This window comes from Microbacterium oleivorans, from assembly GCF_001691565.1.
Classification (GTDB): domain Bacteria; phylum Actinomycetota; class Actinomycetes; order Actinomycetales; family Microbacteriaceae; genus Microbacterium; species Microbacterium oleivorans_B.
Genome location: NZ_MAYO01000003.1, coordinates 999906 through 1015426, shown reverse-complemented (window position 1 = coordinate 1015426; position 15521 = coordinate 999906). Strand labels below are relative to the sequence as shown.

18 protein-coding genes and 1 riboswitch are annotated in these 15521 nt (G+C 71.3%); of the genes, 11 read left to right on the top strand and 7 right to left on the bottom strand.

Annotation, left to right across the window (positions count from 1 at the left end; genetic code table 11):
• The first annotated feature begins 40 nt into the window (after positions 1-40).
• Entirely contained in the window at positions 41-1102 is a 1062-nt protein-coding gene (locus BBA86_RS07685) for an enoyl-CoA hydratase/isomerase family protein (RefSeq protein ID WP_065571022.1), read from the top strand.
• Position 1103: 1 nt separating this feature from the next.
• Positions 1104-2036 (top strand): J domain-containing protein, encoded by a 933-nt coding sequence (locus BBA86_RS07680; RefSeq protein WP_065571021.1) that lies wholly within the window; start codon positions 1104-1106, stop codon positions 2034-2036.
• A gap of 9 nt (positions 2037-2045) precedes the next feature.
• On the opposite strand, the gene BBA86_RS07675 is transcribed toward BBA86_RS07680, so the two are convergent.
• The gene (locus BBA86_RS07675) at positions 2046-3404 is read right to left on the bottom strand and encodes a D-alanyl-D-alanine carboxypeptidase family protein (protein WP_065571020.1); all 1359 of its coding nucleotides are present in this window, start codon (positions 3402-3404) and stop codon (positions 2046-2048) included.
• 38 nt (positions 3405-3442) lie between these two features.
• Positions 3443-3552: riboswitch (TPP riboswitch) on the top strand.
• Here BBA86_RS07675 and BBA86_RS07670 point away from each other — a divergent pair.
• The 3 genes from BBA86_RS07670 to BBA86_RS07660 all read left to right on the top strand — a co-directional run bounded on the left by BBA86_RS07670 (position 3545) and on the right by BBA86_RS07660 (position 6434).
• Positions 3545-4183: an ECF transporter S component gene (locus BBA86_RS07670; RefSeq protein ID WP_065571019.1), complete on the top strand. Its 639-nt coding sequence runs from the start codon at positions 3545-3547 to the stop codon at positions 4181-4183. Its footprint overlaps the riboswitch before it by 8 nt.
• Positions 4102-5643 (top strand): ABC transporter ATP-binding protein, encoded by a 1542-nt coding sequence (locus tag BBA86_RS07665; protein ID WP_411267689.1) that lies wholly within the window; start codon positions 4102-4104, stop codon positions 5641-5643. The genes BBA86_RS07670 and BBA86_RS07665 overlap by 82 nt, the downstream gene beginning before the upstream one ends.
• The gene (locus BBA86_RS07660; protein WP_065571017.1) at positions 5640-6434 is read left to right on the top strand and encodes an energy-coupling factor transporter transmembrane component T family protein; all 795 of its coding nucleotides are present in this window, start codon (positions 5640-5642) and stop codon (positions 6432-6434) included. The genes BBA86_RS07665 and BBA86_RS07660 overlap by 4 nt, the downstream gene beginning before the upstream one ends.
• A gap of 98 nt (positions 6435-6532) precedes the next feature.
• Here BBA86_RS07660 and BBA86_RS07655 read toward each other — a convergent pair whose 3' ends face one another.
• Positions 6533-7036 (bottom strand): GNAT family N-acetyltransferase, encoded by a 504-nt coding sequence (locus tag BBA86_RS07655; RefSeq protein ID WP_065571016.1) that lies wholly within the window; start codon positions 7034-7036, stop codon positions 6533-6535.
• A gap of 118 nt (positions 7037-7154) precedes the next feature.
• Here BBA86_RS07655 and BBA86_RS07650 point away from each other — a divergent pair, with 118 nt between their 5' ends.
• On the top strand, positions 7155-7508 hold the full coding sequence (locus BBA86_RS07650; protein ID WP_065571015.1) for a hypothetical protein: 354 nt from the start codon (positions 7155-7157) through the stop codon (positions 7506-7508).
• An 8-nt stretch (positions 7509-7516) separates the two neighbouring features.
• Here the strand turns inward: BBA86_RS07650 and BBA86_RS07645 are convergent, their stop codons facing one another.
• Positions 7517-7711 carry a hypothetical protein gene (locus BBA86_RS07645; RefSeq protein ID WP_065571014.1) on the bottom strand — a complete coding sequence of 65 codons (195 nt, stop codon included), beginning with the start codon at positions 7709-7711 and terminating at the stop codon, positions 7517-7519.
• A gap of 79 nt (positions 7712-7790) precedes the next feature.
• Positions 7791-8516, bottom strand: a complete 726-nt coding sequence (locus BBA86_RS07640) for an aminoglycoside 3'-phosphotransferase (RefSeq protein ID WP_065571013.1) — start codon at positions 8514-8516, stop codon at positions 7791-7793.
• Between the two features lie 128 nt (positions 8517-8644).
• Between BBA86_RS07640 and BBA86_RS07635 the strand changes: the two genes are divergently transcribed.
• Genes BBA86_RS07635 through BBA86_RS07625 form a run of 3 tightly spaced genes read left to right on the top strand, consistent with a single transcriptional unit; the run spans position 8645 to position 11035 of the window.
• Positions 8645-9406, top strand: a complete 762-nt coding sequence (locus BBA86_RS07635; protein WP_065571012.1) for an SDR family NAD(P)-dependent oxidoreductase — start codon at positions 8645-8647, stop codon at positions 9404-9406.
• An 11-nt stretch (positions 9407-9417) separates the two neighbouring features.
• On the top strand, positions 9418-10188 hold the full coding sequence (locus BBA86_RS07630; protein WP_065571011.1) for an enoyl-CoA hydratase/isomerase family protein: 771 nt from the start codon (positions 9418-9420) through the stop codon (positions 10186-10188).
• Between the two features lie 16 nt (positions 10189-10204).
• Positions 10205-11035 (top strand): SDR family oxidoreductase, encoded by an 831-nt coding sequence (locus BBA86_RS07625; RefSeq protein WP_065571010.1) that lies wholly within the window; start codon positions 10205-10207, stop codon positions 11033-11035.
• A gap of 10 nt (positions 11036-11045) precedes the next feature.
• Here BBA86_RS07625 and BBA86_RS07620 read toward each other — a convergent pair whose 3' ends face one another.
• Both BBA86_RS07620 and BBA86_RS07615 read right to left on the bottom strand, forming a co-directional pair.
• A complete protein-coding gene (locus tag BBA86_RS07620) occupies positions 11046-11894 on the bottom strand; it encodes a Cof-type HAD-IIB family hydrolase (RefSeq protein ID WP_065571009.1) in 849 nt (282 codons plus the stop codon).
• A 35-nt stretch (positions 11895-11929) separates the two neighbouring features.
• Positions 11930-12397 (bottom strand): GNAT family N-acetyltransferase, encoded by a 468-nt coding sequence (locus BBA86_RS07615; RefSeq protein WP_065571008.1) that lies wholly within the window; start codon positions 12395-12397, stop codon positions 11930-11932.
• Between the two features lie 55 nt (positions 12398-12452).
• Between BBA86_RS07615 and mmuM the strand changes: the two genes are divergently transcribed.
• Entirely contained in the window at positions 12453-13322 is an 870-nt protein-coding gene (gene mmuM / locus BBA86_RS07610; protein ID WP_065571007.1) for a homocysteine S-methyltransferase, read from the top strand.
• A gap of 76 nt (positions 13323-13398) precedes the next feature.
• Positions 13399-14622 carry a 23S rRNA (adenine(2503)-C(2))-methyltransferase RlmN gene (gene rlmN / locus BBA86_RS07605; RefSeq protein WP_065572218.1) on the top strand — a complete coding sequence of 408 codons (1224 nt, stop codon included), beginning with the start codon at positions 13399-13401 and terminating at the stop codon, positions 14620-14622.
• A 408-nt stretch (positions 14623-15030) separates the two neighbouring features.
• Here rlmN and BBA86_RS07600 read toward each other — a convergent pair whose 3' ends face one another.
• On the bottom strand, positions 15031-15273 hold the full coding sequence (locus BBA86_RS07600; protein ID WP_065571006.1) for an antitoxin VbhA family protein: 243 nt from the start codon (positions 15271-15273) through the stop codon (positions 15031-15033).
• Positions 15274-15521: the final 248 nt, after the last annotated feature.

The following is a 15521-nucleotide window of genomic DNA, read 5'->3' as shown; positions in this document are numbered from 1 at the left end:
CTCGGCCGGTCCCGGTGAGTCGCCCGGTAACGTTGGCCGGGTGAGTGAACCCCCGGCATCCCGTCTGCTCGTCCGTGCGGAGGGGAGTGTCGGTCGCATCACGCTCCACCGGCCCGAAGCGATCAACGCCGTCGACCACGGGATGATCCGCGGCATCGCCGACGCGCTCGACCGTTGGGAGCACCACCCCGACATCCGTCTCGTCCTGCTCGACGGTGCGGGTGACCGCGGCTTCTGCGCCGGCGGGGACGTCCGGACGCTCCGGGAGCAGATCCTGGCGGGGGATGCCGCGGCGGCGATGGGATTCTTCCGCGACGAGTACGCGCTCAACGCCCGCATCGCCGAGTACCCGAAGCAGATCGTGGTCTTCGCCGACGGCGTCACGATGGGCGGCGGGATCGGCCTGGCCGGTCACGCCTCGGTCCGGATCGTGACCGAGCGCTCGCGCCTCGCCATGCCCGAGACGCGCATCGGATTCACCCCCGACGTCGGCGGGTCGTGGCTGCTCGCGCACGCGCCGGGTCGGGTCGGCGAGTACCTCGCGCTGACGGGTGGAACGATGGATGCCGCCGACGCGGTCTACGCGGGGTTCGCCGACCACGTCGTGCCCGCCGATCGACTGGACGACGTCCGTCACGCGCTCGTGACCCGCGCCGACCCCGACACCCCGACCGAGATCGCGATGCTGTTCGACGAGACGCCGGAGCCGTCGCGCCTCGTCGCCGCCCGCGAATGGATCGACGACGCGTTCGCCGCCGAGACGGTCCCGGAGATCATCGCTCGCCTGCGCGAACGCTCCGAGCCGGATGCCGGGGCCACCGCCGGCCTGCTCGAGACTCAGGCACCGACGGCGCTCACGGTGACCCTCGCGGCTGTGCGGTCCGCGCGGGGGCTTCCGGATCTCCGGGCTGCGCTCGCACAGGAGTACGCGCTCGTCGAATGGTTCGGACGCACGCAGCCCGATCTGGTCGAGGGCATCCGTGCACAGCTCGTCGACAAGGACCGCTCGCCGCGCTGGCAGCCCGCGAGCCTGTCGGAGGTCCCCGCCGACACCGCCGACCGGGCGCTGTCGTTCATCCCGACCGCCCCGCTCTGGAGCTGACGTGTTCGACAGTCCCCTCTCCGCCTCGGCGTACGACGTCCTCGGCGTCTCGACGGACGCCAGCGACGACGATCTCCGCAAGGCGTACCGTCTGCGGCTCCGGCAGACGCACCCCGACACCGGCGGCGACGCCGCGGAGTTCGTCCGCGTCCAGCGAGCGTGGGAGCTGGTCGGGACGGCGCCGGCGCGAGCCGCCTACGACCGCGGCCACGGGTTCACCGACACCGTGTCGTACGCCCCCGACGCCGACGCACCTCAGTGGCGCCCGCGCGCCCGCCAGGCCGACACCCGCCCGCGCGCCCGCTCCTTCGGGCAGCCCGGCGGGTGGCGACGCGAGCGCTACCTCGACCTGATCCGCGAATGGGCGGGCCGCGGCGTCGACCTGCCCGACCCGTACGACCCCGCGCTCGTGCGGAGCGCTCCCCACGAGGTGCGACGGCTGCTCGCAGATGCGCTCGCCGAAGAGGCGGCCGCCCGCATCGTCGCGGAGCTCGGCATGGGGTACACGGTGTGGCACGACGTGGCCGCGGATCCGCGCGACCCGGACATCAAGCTCGACCACATCGTGCTCGGACCGAGCGGGCTGTACGCCGTGCTCTCGGAGGATTTCGGGGCTCCCGTCCGCACCCGTCGCGGTGAGCTCGAGGGCGATGCGGTCGTCGGCTCGCCGGTCGCTCAGCTCGTGCTCGCGGCGCGAGGACTCGGACGCTCCGCGAAAGTGAAGTTCAGCGCGGCCCTCGTCGTCCTGCCGGACGACGACGTCGTCACCGCGATCGAAGAACTCGGCAAGGTGAAGGGTCTGCCCGTCGCCATCGTCGCCCGCAGCGCGCTCGCGACGGTGTTGCGGCGCGGGGTCAGCGGGGCACGTGAGATCGGCGGCAATGAGCTGTTCGACGTGCGGACCCGGCTGCAGCAGACCGTCCGGTTCGCCTGATCGCGCTCGTCAGCCGCCGATCCCGGTCAGCTCGATCGGGTGGGTCAGGCGCCACCAGGCGTCAGGGCCGGGCAGGGCCTTCTCGATCGTGACGGGGACCTCGATCGTCCCGGCGGGGCCGGTCACCGTGAGTGCCCCCGCGTCCGACCCGGCCGTCGCATCGGCGTCGACATCGAACGCCGTCTCGCTCTCAGCCGTCGCGCCGTTCCACAGCAGCAGCGAGGCATCCTTCTCGGTGAGCAGCCGACTCGTCGCACCCCAGACCGTCGTGACCTCGCCGACGACCGTTCCTGCGGCGAGCGTCGTCGGGACGGCGGCTTCGGACGCAGCGGCGTCCAGCAGGCGCTCGGTCTCGTCGCGACGCGCGCTGCTGGTGGGTTGACCGGCGACGGCGGCGAACACCGTCGTGGGGATGCCGTTGACGTTTATCCGCTTCGCGGCGATGAGGTTGTTGTAGCCGGCGAAGCTGCCGGTCTTCAGCCCCACGATGCCGTCGACCCCGAGGAGCGCGTTCGTGTTCTCGAACAACCCCGCACCGGGAAGCTCCGCGGTCTTCGTGGCGACGATCTCGGCGATCACGGGGTTGTCGAGCGCCTTCTCGGCGAGGGCGACCATGGCCGCGGGAGTGGCGAGGTTGTCGCGACTGTAGCCGGAGGCATCCGTCACCGTGATGCCGTCGAGGCCGTTGTCCTTCAGCCAGGCGTTCGCGGCCGTCGCATATCCGTCGACGGACCCGAACGCGTCGCTCGCCAGGCGGTTCGCGTAGTTGCTGGCCGACGCCATGAGCATGCCCTGGAGCATCTGGTACTCCGTCAGGGATCCGTCGTCGGGGACGTTCAGGGCCGACTGGTTCTGCGAGACGTAGCGCCAGTACTCCTGCCGATCCGCGAACGTGAAGTCGTAGGCGGGACCCTGCTCGCCGGAGGCGAGGGGCTTCTCGTCGAGGATCACGAGCGCCGTGACGAGCTTGGCGGTGCTCGCCATCTGCACCCGGTCCTCCGACGACGACGCCGACCGGAAGCCGTCGATGCCGACGGCGGCCTCTCCCTCCGCCGGCCATGGGATCGCGCTGGGGGCACCCGCCAGGCGCGGGGCGTCGGCCGCCTTCGCCGTCACGTCGACTGCGGACAGCGGCCAGAGCAGCATTGCGCCGGAGTACGCCCCGGCCAGGGCGAGCACCGCCAGGACGGGGACGCCGATCGCGCTGCCGCGGACGCGACGACGGCGCCGCATCGGCGGCAGCAGGTCGTAGGCGGAGGTCGAGGGGGAAGCCGTGACGGTGGATCGACCGTCGGCATCCACCCAGCCGAGCGCCATCACCCGCTCTCCCGTGGGAAGCGTGCGGGTAGCGGCGTCGTCCACGGTCACCGGACCACGGTAGCGCGCCCAGGCTGCGGCTATACTCGAGCCACAACCACGGGAGTCCGGTGAGCCGGGCTGAGAGGAAGCGATCCACGCTTCGACCGTCGAACCTGATCCGGATCATGCCGGCGCAGGGAGGAGAAACAATGCACGCTGTCGCGTCCGCAACCGACACCACGACGACCTCGTCACCGAACCGCTTCCGCTGGCGCGTCGTCGACATCGTCGTCGCCGCCGTCCTCGGTGTCGCCGTGGGGCTCCTGTTCTGGTTCTGGAACGGCATCGGTTACGGCTGGTTCGAGGTGATGGATGCCGCGACCCCCGGCCTCGGCGGGTTCGCCGTCGGCATCTGGCTGATCGGCGGCGTCATCGGCGGGCTCGTCATCCGCAAGCCCGGTGCCGCTCTGCTGGTCGAGGTGGTCGCCGCCGCGGTGTCGGCGACGATCGGCAACATCTGGGGGCCGTCGACGCTGCTGTCGGGTCTCGTTCAGGGACTCGGCGCGGAGCTGATCTTCGCCGTCTTCCTCTACCGCCGTTTCGGCATCGGGGCGGCCGCGCTCGCCGGCGTCGGTGCCGGTGTCGCCGCGTGGATCTTCGAGTTCTTCTTCGGCTCGTCGCCCAACATCGCGAAGACGCTCGAGTTCAACCTCATCTATCTCGGCACGGTCATCGTCTCGGGCATCGCGCTCGCCGGCGTCGTCGGATGGCTGCTGGTGCGAGCGCTCGCGAAGACCGGCGCGCTCAGCCGCTTCGCGGCGGGTCGAGAACAGGCGGACGAGGTCTGACCGCGGAGGTTCGCCCGGCGGGGCTGCGTGCGCAGGGGTGGGGCTGGCGCTACGCCGGGCGCCGACTCCCCGCCGTGCAGGACGTCGATCTGGACATCGCACCCGGCGAGCGGGTCCTGCTCCTCGGTGCGTCGGGCGCTGGGAAGTCCACCCTGCTGGCCGGCATGGCAGGTCTCCTCGGCGGGGACGAGGACGGAACGACGTCGGGTCGGCTGACCGTCGACGGCGCCGATCCGTCCACCCAGCGGGGCCGGGTCGGGCTCGTGCTGCAGGACCCCGACGCGGGTGTCGTGCTCTCCCGCGTCGGAGACGATGTCGCCTTCGGATGCGAGAACCTCGGGGTGCCGCCCGAGCGCATCCCCGAGCGCGTGCGCGCGTCGCTCGACGCCGTCGGGCTCGACGTGGCCCTGGACCGTGAGACAGCCAAGCTCTCCGGCGGCCAGAAACAGCGCCTCGCGATCGCCGGGGTGCTGGCGATGGACCCGGGCCTGCTCCTGCTCGACGAGCCCACCGCCAATCTCGACCCCGAGGGGGTGCGGGAGGTCCGGGCTGTGGTGGGACGGGCGGTGGATGCCACCGGTGCGACCCTCGTCGTGATCGAGCACCGCACGGAGGTCTGGATCGACCTGATGACGCGCGTCGTCGTGCTCGACGCGGACGGCGGGCTCCTCGCCGACGGGTCGCCGGCCGAGGTGTTCGCCCGTCACGCGGACGCGCTCCTCGCGGCGGGAGTGTGGCTGCCCGGGCATCCCGTCGACCTCCCCGCGCTGCCGTCGGCCGCGGCGGGCGGTCCGGTCGCCCTCCGCGCTCGCGGGCTCGCTGTCTCGCGCGACGGGCGGACCCCGGTGCGCGAGGGACTCGACATCGACGTGTCGGCAGGCGCGGCATCCGTCGTCACCGGGCCGAACGGCGTCGGCAAGTCGACCCTCGCCCTCACCCTCGCGGGGCTCCTGCCCGAGTTCGCCGGCACGGTCGAGGCCGTCGTCGTCGCGTCGGGACGGAAGGGCCAGCGGCCGTCGCGGTGGACCTCGCGCGAGCTGCTCACCCGCATCGGCACCGTCTTCCAGGACCCCGAGCACCAATTCCTCGCATCGACCGTCCGCGCCGAGCTCGAGGTCGGTCCGCGCGCGCTGAAGCTGCCCGCCGCTGAGATCGATGCGGTCGTCGACGGCCTGCTCGACAGGCTCGGGCTCGCCGCGCTCGCGCGGGCGAATCCGTTCACCCTGTCGGGCGGGCAGAAGCGGCGGCTGTCGGTCGCCACGGTTCTCGCCACGTCCCCCGAGGTCATCGTCCTCGACGAGCCGACGTTCGGGCAGGACCGCCGCGGGTGGGCGGGCATCGTCGCGCTCCTGCAGGAGCAGATCGCCGGTGGCCGGGCGGTCGTCGCGGTCACCCACGACGAGGACGTCGTCCGGTTGCTGGGCGGACAGCGCATCGACCTCGGGGTGGTGGCGTCATGACGCTCGCGCGCGCCGACACCGAGACCGCGAGGCGGGACGCTTGGCTCGACGGCGTGAACCCGGCGGTCCGCATCCTGCTCGCCTTCGTCCTGTCGATTCCTCTCCTGACGACGATCGACGCCGTCAGCGCCGGGGTCGCCGTCGCCCTGATGGTGCTCTGCACCCCGCTCACCGGCATCGGATTCGGGACGGTCGTCCGCCGCATGGCGCCGATCCTCGTCCTCATGCCGGTCGCGGGACTCAGCATGCTGCTCTACGCGGAACCCGGGGGGCGGGTCTACGCGTCGTTCTGGTACGCCACGATCAGCGACGACTCCATCGCCTTCGCGGTGGCCGTCGGCATCCGTGTCATAGCGCTGGCCCTCCCCACGATCCTGCTGTTCAGCCGAGTCGATCCGATCGAGCTCGCCGCCGCGCTGGCGCAGATCGTGCGGCTGCCGGCGCGTCTGGTGCTCGGCGTCCTCGCCGGCACCCGCACACTCGGGCTGTTCGTCGACGACTGGCGGGCCATGCGACTCGCACGTCGGGCGCGCGGCGTGGGGGACCGGAACGCCGTGCGACGGTTCTTCTCCATGGCGTTCGTGCTGCTCGTGTTCGCGGTGCGGCGCGGCACGCGGCTCGCGACGGCGATGGAGGCCCGCGGGTTCGGGTCACCGATCGAGCGCACGTGGGCCCGCACTTCGCGGCTGTCGCGGCGGGACGCCGTCGCTGTTGTCGGAGCGCTCGCGATCATGGCGGCGGCGATCGCCGTGGCGGTGGTCGTCGGGTCGTTCCGCTTCGTCTGGATGTGACCCGGCCGTCGGAACATCTGCACGATCGGCGTTACGTGAGTCGTCGCCGGCGGCGCGGTGATCGACTCCTGCACCTCGGGTCGTGCATCCGTCGCACGTCAGAAGACGTAGGCGAAGCAGATGGAGCGGGGCATCGTCTCGACGTACGGCTCGTACACGGGGATGCGGGTGAATCCGAGCGACTCGTAGAGGGCGACCGATTCGGGCTGCGGGATGCCGGTCTGCAGGATGACGCGCTCGGCGCCGCCCGTGCGTGCCCGGTCCAGGGCTGTCCTCATGAGAGCGCGCGCGGTGCCGCGGCCCCGGGCAGCCGCGGTGACGACGAGGCGTTTGACCTCCCACTCGTCGCCGAGGCGGCGGAGGATGACGTGGCCGGTGGGGGTGCCGTCGGCATCCACCGCGATCAGCGTCGCGACGATCTCGTCCGGGTGCATCGCGAGCGCGCGGGAACGGGCGGCGCGGCGTTCGGCCGGCTCGTCGCCGTGGAACCCGTCGTAGCGGGCGCCGAGGTCGGCATCCAACTCGTCGCGGAGCGCGGTTGCGCGCGGGTCGTCCCACGCGACCTCGAGGATGCGGGACCCGGTGCTCGTCCGTTCGCTCACCGGACGAGCCTATGCGCCCTGACGCCGGGCGGTCTTGGCTCGCGCCATATGGCGACCGCACCGGCCGCAAGCCCGCCATTCGGCGCGAGCGAATCCTGCGGCTGGTAGCGTCCGCGGTATGACCGCCGGCACCGCCGCTCCGCGCCCTCGTCCCCGTCCCACCGGCGCGGGCGCGGTCCTCGCCGTCGGCGTCCTGCAAATGGTCGCGATCGTCGTCACCGCGGTGCTCTGGTTCTTCCACACCGTCTTCGCCGGCGGCGCCTGCGGAACCACGTGCGACTGGGTGGCGGCGGATGCCGCGGGCATGCTCTTCGTCGCGGTGATCGGCGCGAGCGTCGTCGTGACCGTGTCCGCGGTGATCGTCGGGTGGCGGACCGGGCGGGACCTCGCCTGGGTGCCGCTCGTCTCGACAGCCCTCGTCGTCGCCGGCTACCTCTTCGCGGTCGCAGTGTTCGACGCCGCGGTGCGCTGACCCTGTGGTCAGCTGTCGTGCGGAAGAGTCGCCGCCAGCAGGTGGCGCTCGATCTGCCGGTACTGCGGGTGCGCGGGCGTGACCTTGAAGTTACCGCCCATGCTTTGCGGGAAGACGAGGTGGAGGACCCCCTTCTTGTCTCGCCGGTAGTTCACGCACAGCAGGAGGTTCCAGTGGCCGCCATGGGCGCTCTCGATGAACATGGTGTCATCCGATCACAGATCGCGAAGCCGGTGTCGTGCGGGACCGCGAACACGCCGCCCGCGGCGGTGCGCTGACCTCTCACGTCGCGGCCCAGAGGTCGCGGTAGTACGCCAGGCGATCCTCGTCCGGATCGACGCCGTACGCCTCGAGCAGCAGGCCGTCCCAGCCCTGACCGTAGTTCCAGCCGGTGCTCATCGCGGCGACGGCGATGTCGCCCCAGCGGTCACCGAGGCCGAGCTGCCCCATGTCGACGTGACCGCTCCATCGGCCGTCGTCGCCGATCAGCGTGTTCGGTGCGCAGGCGTCGCCGTGGCACACCACGAGCTGGTCGATCGGCGGTCCCTCCCGAAGTCCCGCCGGCACGACCACACCACGCTGCGCCGCGTTCGCGACCCGGGAGGGCACGGTCCAGTCGAACGGGCAGGATGCCACGGGCAGACTCTCGTGCAGTGCGCGAAGGCCCTCGCCGATCGCCCGGACCGCCGTCTCGGGGCGCGCCACCCAGTCGGGGTGCACGGCCGAGAGCCCGGCGATCGCTCTGGTGACGAGCCACTCGGTCTCACCGTCGTCGCCCTGCTCGACGACGGTCGGCACGCGGAGGTACGGGGCCGCCCATGCGAGCCTCTCCGCCTCGTCGGCCATCGAGGTCTCGAGGTGGACCGGTCCGACCTTGATGTACCGCTCGTCGTCGGTGCGCAGCGTCATCCCGCCGAGCATGTTCCGCCACACCGGTGTCAGCGCCGCGCCGCGGGCCAGTCGCCGCGCGGTCGGTGGCACCGGAGCGTCCTGCTGCGGAATCGACATCCCCCCATCCTGCCGTCCGGAGCCCGACCGTGTCGTGCCCGCAGCGCGGGGCCGCTAGCCTGGAGGCATCCCGTTGTGGCACCCAGTCGCGCCACGCGTGGGACCCGATACCGTTCGAAGGAGAGCGCATGGACATCGCCGGAGCATCCGCCCTCGTCACGGGGGGAGCCAGCGGGCTCGGGCTCGCCACCGCCCGCCGCCTCGCCGCGCAGGGCGCGCACGTCGTCATCGTCGATCTGCCGTCGTCCGCTGGAGCCGACATCGCTGCGGAACTCGGGGGTACCTTCGCCGCCGCCGATGTGACGGATGCCGCCCAGGTCGAGGCCGCGGTAGCCGCGGCATCCGCCGTCGCCCCGCTCCGCGTCGCCGTGAACTGCGCCGGGATCGCACCGCCCGCGAAGGTCCTCGCGCGCGACGGTTCGCCGAACCCCGTGGCGGACTTCGAGCGGATCATCCGCATCAACCTCATCGGGACGTACACCGTCGTCGCACACGCGGCGGCGGCGATGGCCGCGACCGAACCCACGGCATCCGGGGACCGCGGCGTGATCGTGAACACCGCGTCGGTCGCCGCGTTCGACGGCCAGATCGGGCAACCGGCGTATTCGGCCAGTAAGGGCGGCGTGCACGCGATGACCCTGCCGATCGCGCGCGAGCTGGCGCGCTCCGGCATCCGCGTGTGCACGATCGCACCCGGGATCATGGAGACCCCGATGCTCGCCGGGCTCCCCGAGGCGGCGCAGGAATCGCTCGGTCAGCAGGTGCCCTACCCGGCGCGGCTCGGCAGGCCCGACGAGTACGCCGCGCTCGTGCAGCACATCGTCGAGAACGGCTACCTCAACGGCGAGACGATCCGTCTCGACGGCTCGATCCGCATGGCCCCGAAGTGAGTGGAGACCCCATGAGCGACACGATTCTGCTGCGACGCGAGGGCGCGCTGGCGCGGCTGACCTTCAACCGGCCGGCCTCGCTGAACGCGATGGACTTCGAGATGGGCACCCGGTGGCGCGACCTCGCCCACGAGCTCACCGCCGACGACACGGTCGGCGCGATCGTGCTGGATGCCGCGGGCCCCGCTTTCTGCGCCGGCGGCGACGTCGTGCAGATGGCGACCTCGGGCGGCAGCGGGGGCACGATCACCGAGATGGCCGGGGTGATCCACGACGGCATCCGGACGTTCGTCGAGTCGTCGATCCCCATGGTCGCCTCGGTGCAGGGAGCGGTCGCCGGCGGCGGACTCGGCCTCATGCTGACGGCGGACTACATCGTCGCGTCGTCGACGGCGGTGTTCGTCAGCAAGTACGCGAACATCGGGCTCACCCCCGACCTCGGGGTCTCGACCCTGCTGCCCGCCGCGATCGGACAGCGGCGCGCACTTCACCTGCTGCTCACCGACACGACGATCGACGCGCGAACGGCGCTCGAGTGGGGCCTCGTCGCCGAGGTCGTCCATCAGCCTGGCGAGCGTGCCGACGAAATCGCGCAGGACTGGCTTCACGGCGCGACGGGCGCGTTCGGCCAGGCGAAGCGCCTCGTCCGCACCGGCGCCGCGCGGCCTTTCGTCGACAACCTCGACGACGAGGCCCGCACGATCGGTGCCGCGTTCGACACCGACGAATCGAAGGCCCGCGTCGCTGCTTTCGCCGCGGCATCCCGTTCGCGTCGTTCCTGAAACTCCTGGAGAACCCATGACCCTCGCCGGAAAGACCATCCTCATGTCGGGCGGCAGCCGCGGCATCGGCCTCGCGATCGCCCTGCGCGCCGCCCGCGACGGCGCGAACATCGCGCTGCTCGCCAAGACGGACACCCCGCATCCCAAGCTCGATGGCACCGTGCACTCGGCGGCCGAGCAGATCCGCGCGGCCGGCGGTCGGGCGCTGCCGATCGTCGGCGACGTCCGCGACGACGGCGACATCACCGAGGCCGTCATGAAGACCCAGGGCGAGTTCGGCGGCATCGACATCGTCGTCAACAACGCCTCCGTCATCGACCTGTCGGGTTCACTCGAGCTCGCGGCGAAGAAGTACGACCTGATGCAGGACGTCAACGTCCGCGGAACGTTCATGCTGTCGCGCGCGGCGCTGCCGATCTTGAAGGATGCCGCGAACCCCCACATCCTCTCGCTGTCGCCGCCCCTCAATCTGTCGCCGAAGTGGCTCGGCGCCCACACCGGGTACACGCTCGCGAAGTACGGCATGACGATGGCGACCCTCGGCATGGCCGCGGAGTTCGCGAAGGACGGCGTCGCCGCCAACACGCTGTGGCCGCAGACGACGATCGCGACCGCGGCCGTGCAGTTCGCGCTCGGCGGCGACCGAATGATGAAGGTCAGCCGCACGCCCGAGGTCTACGCCGACGCGGCATACGAGGTGCTCTGCAAGCCGGCGCGCGAGTACACGGGGCAGACGCTCATCGTCGAGGACGTGCTGCGGGATGCCGGTGTCACCGACTTCTCGAGCTACGCCGCGACGCCGGGGACACCCGACTCGGACCTGTTCCCCGACATCTTCCTCGACTGAGCGGCGCGCGTCAGACCAGGCCGAGCTTCACGAACGCGTTCCACACCCCGTCGTCGAGCACGTCGGTCGTGACGGTGCCGGCGCGCTCCTTGAGCGCGGGGTCGGCGTTGCCCATCGCGACGGGGGAGCCGACGACGTCGAACATCTCGGCGTCGTTCCAGCTGTCGCCGATGCCGATCGCGTCGGCGGCGTCGAGGCCGAGGATGTCGAGCACCCGCACGATCGCCGTCCCCTTGTTGGTTCCCGCCAGCCCGATCTCGCCGTTGGAACCGCCCGGCAGGGGGATGCTGCCGGGGATGACGTGGAACCGCTCGCCGAGGTCGGCCTGAGCCTTGTCGACGCTGTCGGAGCGCTTGCTGATGAACGTCGTCTTCGCGATCGCGTCGAGGTTCGCTTCGCTGATGGGGCGGTAGGTGACGATCGGCTTGGGCTCGACGACGTCGGTCTGGCCGAGGCGGCGGGCGTCCTCGAGGTGGCGCTTGCGGCGCTCGGCGAAGTAGACGTCGAGCATCGCGCCGACGCCCTCGCTGGCGTACACCGCCTGGTCGGACTGCAGGAAGTAGTCGATGTCCTCGGACTCGAAGTACGAGATCAGCCGGTCGGTGTCCGCGCGGGGCATCGGGTCGGCGAAGAGCAGTTCGTCACCGCGCACGGCGTAGGCGCCGCCGTTCGTGATCGCTCCGTCGTATCCGATCTCGCGGACCTTGGGGTGGATGTCGCCCGCCGCGCGTCCCGTGCAGAGGTAGACGAGGTGCCCGTTCTCGCGCGCCGTCCGAATCGCGGCGATGGTCGAGTCGGCGATCGCCGTCCCGTGCTCCAGGATGGTTCCGTCCACGTCCAGAAAGGCGATGCGCGTCATGCCTCCATTGTCCCGGACGGAGAGGGACGCCCGGTTCAGAGCTGCTTGCGCAGGAAGACCTGGTCGGTGCCGTCGTCGCCGGGAACGCGCTCGCTCTCGACGTAGCCTTCGCGTTCGTAGAGGCGGATGTTCGCCTCGCTGAGCGACCCCGTGAACAGTTCCGCGGTGGTCGCCCCGGCCTCGCGGCCCCGCTCCTCGACCGCCGTGAGCAGGCTCGTACCGAGGCCCGATCCCTGCTGGTCCGGGGCGATCGCGATCCGACCGACGAGCAGCAGGTCGCCGTCGACGCGGGCCCGCACGCAGCCCACGATGCGCTCGCCGTCGAGCGCGACGCAGCCGAGATTCTCCTCGAGCTCGGCGCGCACCTCGTCGAGGGTCTGCGTGAGCGGCGGCATGTCGACCGCGTTGTAGATGAGCGCTTCCTGCACGAAGGCGGCGCGCTGGAGCGTGAGCACCTCGCCGGCGTCGTCCACGGAGATCGGTCGGATGCGGGTGGTGCTCATTCGTTCAGCGTAATCCGCGTTCGGCGGCCCGCGGCCGCGGGCCTACAGTGACCGCATGCCCGATGTCCGCACCGCGATGGCCGATCGTCCCCTCGTGCTCGACGGCGGTCTCGGCACCATGCTCGAAGCCCGCGGGCACGACCTCGCCGGCGCGCTCTGGTCGGCGGGTGTCCTGCTCGAGGCGCCCGGCGACGTCCGCGGCGTGCACGCCGAGTTCGTGGCTGCCGGCGCGGAGGTGCTGACCACCGCCTCGTACCAGCTCGGCTACGACAACCTGGCGGCGGCCGGGCATGACGAGGCCGCCGTGGACCGGCTGCTCGCGGCATCGGTCCGGCTCGCCCGCGAGGCGGCCGACGGGCAGGCGTGGGTCGCGGCATCCGTCGGCCCCTTCGGAGCCGTGCGAGCCGACGGCAGCGAGTACTCCGGGGCGTACGGGATGTCGGTCGCCGACCTCGCCCGCTGGCATCGCCGCCGCATCCAGGTCCTGGCCGACGCCGGTCCCGACCTGCTCGCGATCGAGACCATCGCCTCTCCCGCCGAAGTCGAGGCGATCGCCCTCGCCCTGGACGGCGTCGGAGTGCCGGGGTGGATCTCGCTGTCCGCGGCCAGTGCGGCGTTCGACGACGCCGGCTACGCCTCCGCGCTCGCCGTGGCCGCCTCCGCGCCGGGTGTCGTCGCGGTCGGCGCGAACTGCTGCCCGCCCGCGCTCATCCCCGCCGTGCTCGCGCAGCTGCCAGCCGGCGTCGCGGGTGTCGTCTACCCCAACAGCGGCGAGACGTGGGACGCGGCATCCCGCACCTGGCGCGGCGAGGCGGACGCGACCTTCGCTGAGGCGGAGGCATGGGTGGATGCCGGTGCCCGCCTCGTCGGCGGCTGTTGCCGCACGACGCCCGCCGACATCGCCGCGCTCGCCGCGCGGCTCTAGGCCGCCCGGCATCCGTCCAGCCCGCCCCGGTAGCCTGGAGGGCATGACCGAGTCCACTTCCGCGCGCCCCGAGGGCATGTCCGCCGTGCGTACGACGACGCCCAAGCAGGTGCGGCCCGCGACCGAGGGGTGGACGCAGGCGAAGGATGCCGAGGGTCGCCCGCTTCTGCAGTTCGCGAGCCCCAAGCGCGGCAAGCCGCCGGTGCACCTCGCCGACCTCGACCACGATGCGCGGGTCGAGAAGCTGAAGGAGCTCGGGATGCCGGGCTTCCGCGCCGGCCAGCTCGAGAAGCACTACTTCCAGCACTACACGTCGGACCCCGCCCACATGACCGACCTCCCGGCGGCGGGCCGCGAGGAGCTGGTCGGCGGACTCCTGCCGAACCTCATGACCGAGGTGCGCCGCCTCGAGACCGACGGCGGCGACACGATCAAGTTCCTGTGGCGGCTGCACGACGGCGCGCTCGTCGAGTCGGTCCTCATGCGCTACACCGGCCGCATCACGCTGTGCGTGTCGAGCCAGGCCGGCTGCGGCATGAACTGCCCGTTCTGCGCCACCGGCCAGGCCGGGCTCACGCGCAACATGTCGGCGGCCGAGATCGTCGACCAGGTCGTCCGTGCCAACCGGCTCATCGCCGACGGCGGCCTCGGCGACCCCCGCAAGGTCGGCCACAAGGACGAGCGCGTCACGAACATCGTCTTCATGGGCATGGGTGAGCCGCTCGCCAACTACGCCCGCGTCATGCAGGCCGTCCGCACGATGGTCGACAAGAAGCACGGTCTCGGCATGAGCGCGCGCGGCATCACCGTCTCGACGGTGGGACTGGTGCCGGCCATCCGCAAGCTGAGCAACGAGGACATCCCGGTCACGTTCGCGCTGTCGCTGCACGCCCCCGACGACCTGCTGCGGGACGAGCTCATCCCGGTGAACTCCCGGTGGAAGGTCGACGAGGCCCTCGACGCCGCGCGCGAGTACTTCGAGAAGACCGGTCGTCGCGTCTCGATCGAGTACGCGCTCATCAAGGATATGAACGACCACGCCTGGCGCGCCGATCTCCTCGCCGAGAAGCTCAACCAGCGCGGTCGCGGCTGGGTGCACGTGAACCCCATCCCGCTGAACCCGACGCCCGGATCGATCTGGACCTCGTCCGAGGTCGACGTGCAGAACGAGTTCGTCCGGCGCCTCAATGAGGCCGGCATCCCGACGACCCTGCGCGACACCCGCGGCAAGGAGATCGACGGCGCCTGCGGTCAGCTCGTGGCGACCGAGGACGATCAGGTCGCCGCCGCATCCGTCTGACCCCGGTCACGCCGGTCCTGGAAACTTGACCGGAGCTATACACACCACGGCATCGGCCGGCCTGACGGTCGACGAGCTGAATGTGATCGCAGGGCACACGAATCCGTTGACGCGGGCAACCCGCGCGAGGTCGGGACCAGTGAAGAAGCCCCCGGCGGCTGCCGGTAGGTTTCCCCGTCGGAGTGCAGTGCCCGTTGGATCAGCAGGTGTTCGATCGGCTCTCGGAGCTCGTCGAGGTTGCGTGTCGTCACTGTTGACCGCTCGGAGCACCCGTGGTCACGTCGCCCTCGGGCGGGACAGGTCGCCTCCCAGACGATCGAGGTCGTGCAGCGTTTCGATGATGATCCGCTCTATACCGCCGGGATCACCGTTCCGTCGGGCGGCGGACGATCTCGGAATCGGCCTTCTTCACTCCCCGGCGGCGGCGACATCGGCAACGCGGCGAGCTGCAGTGTCGGCTCGGCGGGTGTACTCGTCCCATTCGATCGCGCCCCGCACGTAGTCGGTGACGTTCTCGACGTCCTCGCGCGTCGGGGTGAGCCCCTCGTGCCAGCCGGCGGCGAGAGTCTGGCGCACGTTGTCGCGCTGTGCTGCGTCGAGCTGGGCGAACAGCTCCGGCCACTGTTGCTCGACAGTGAAAGCCTCGGCCACGATGAACCCCCTTCGTCGTCTGTCCAGTCTGCCGTTAGCCCGAAAACGGTCCATAGGACGTTTCGGCACAACCGGGTTTCGGCACACGGTTTCGGCACGGAGTGTCGGCGTCGGCGCGGTGCCGGCGATGACCGTCCCGAAAACGATCAGTTTTGACGTCCTGAGGATTCCCACAACGCGACCTCATTCGCGTCGACAGAGGTACCTCGCCCGCCGGGGCCAGCGCCTCCGGGCGGCCAGGTGAGCAG

What these genes read in the sequence shown, in the direction of transcription:
- BBA86_RS07645 (WP_065571014.1), bottom strand. Translation starts at nt 7,711, where the DNA reads ATGTTCATCGAGAGCGCCCATGGCGGCCACTGGAACCTCCTGCTGTGC.
- BBA86_RS07620 (WP_065571009.1), bottom strand. Translation starts at nt 11,894, where the DNA reads ATGACGCGCATCGCCTTTCTGGACGTGGACGGAACCATCCTGGAGCAC.
- BBA86_RS07635 (WP_065571012.1), top strand. Translation starts at nt 8,645, where the DNA reads ATGGACATCGCCGGAGCATCCGCCCTCGTCACGGGGGGAGCCAGCGGG.
- BBA86_RS07640 (WP_065571013.1), bottom strand. Translation starts at nt 8,516, where the DNA reads ATGTCGATTCCGCAGCAGGACGCTCCGGTGCCACCGACCGCGCGGCGA.
- BBA86_RS07670 (WP_065571019.1), top strand. Translation starts at nt 3,545, where the DNA reads ATGCACGCTGTCGCGTCCGCAACCGACACCACGACGACCTCGTCACCG.
- BBA86_RS07650 (WP_065571015.1), top strand. Translation starts at nt 7,155, where the DNA reads ATGACCGCCGGCACCGCCGCTCCGCGCCCTCGTCCCCGTCCCACCGGC.
- mmuM (WP_065571007.1), top strand. Translation starts at nt 12,453, where the DNA reads ATGCCCGATGTCCGCACCGCGATGGCCGATCGTCCCCTCGTGCTCGAC.
- BBA86_RS07665 (WP_411267689.1), top strand. Translation starts at nt 4,102, where the DNA reads ATGGCTGCTGGTGCGAGCGCTCGCGAAGACCGGCGCGCTCAGCCGCTT.
- BBA86_RS07630 (WP_065571011.1), top strand. Translation starts at nt 9,418, where the DNA reads ATGAGCGACACGATTCTGCTGCGACGCGAGGGCGCGCTGGCGCGGCTG.
- BBA86_RS07615 (WP_065571008.1), bottom strand. Translation starts at nt 12,397, where the DNA reads ATGAGCACCACCCGCATCCGACCGATCTCCGTGGACGACGCCGGCGAG.
- rlmN (WP_065572218.1), top strand. Translation starts at nt 13,399, where the DNA reads ATGTCCGCCGTGCGTACGACGACGCCCAAGCAGGTGCGGCCCGCGACC.
- BBA86_RS07660 (WP_065571017.1), top strand. Translation starts at nt 5,640, where the DNA reads ATGACGCTCGCGCGCGCCGACACCGAGACCGCGAGGCGGGACGCTTGG.
- BBA86_RS07625 (WP_065571010.1), top strand. Translation starts at nt 10,205, where the DNA reads ATGACCCTCGCCGGAAAGACCATCCTCATGTCGGGCGGCAGCCGCGGC.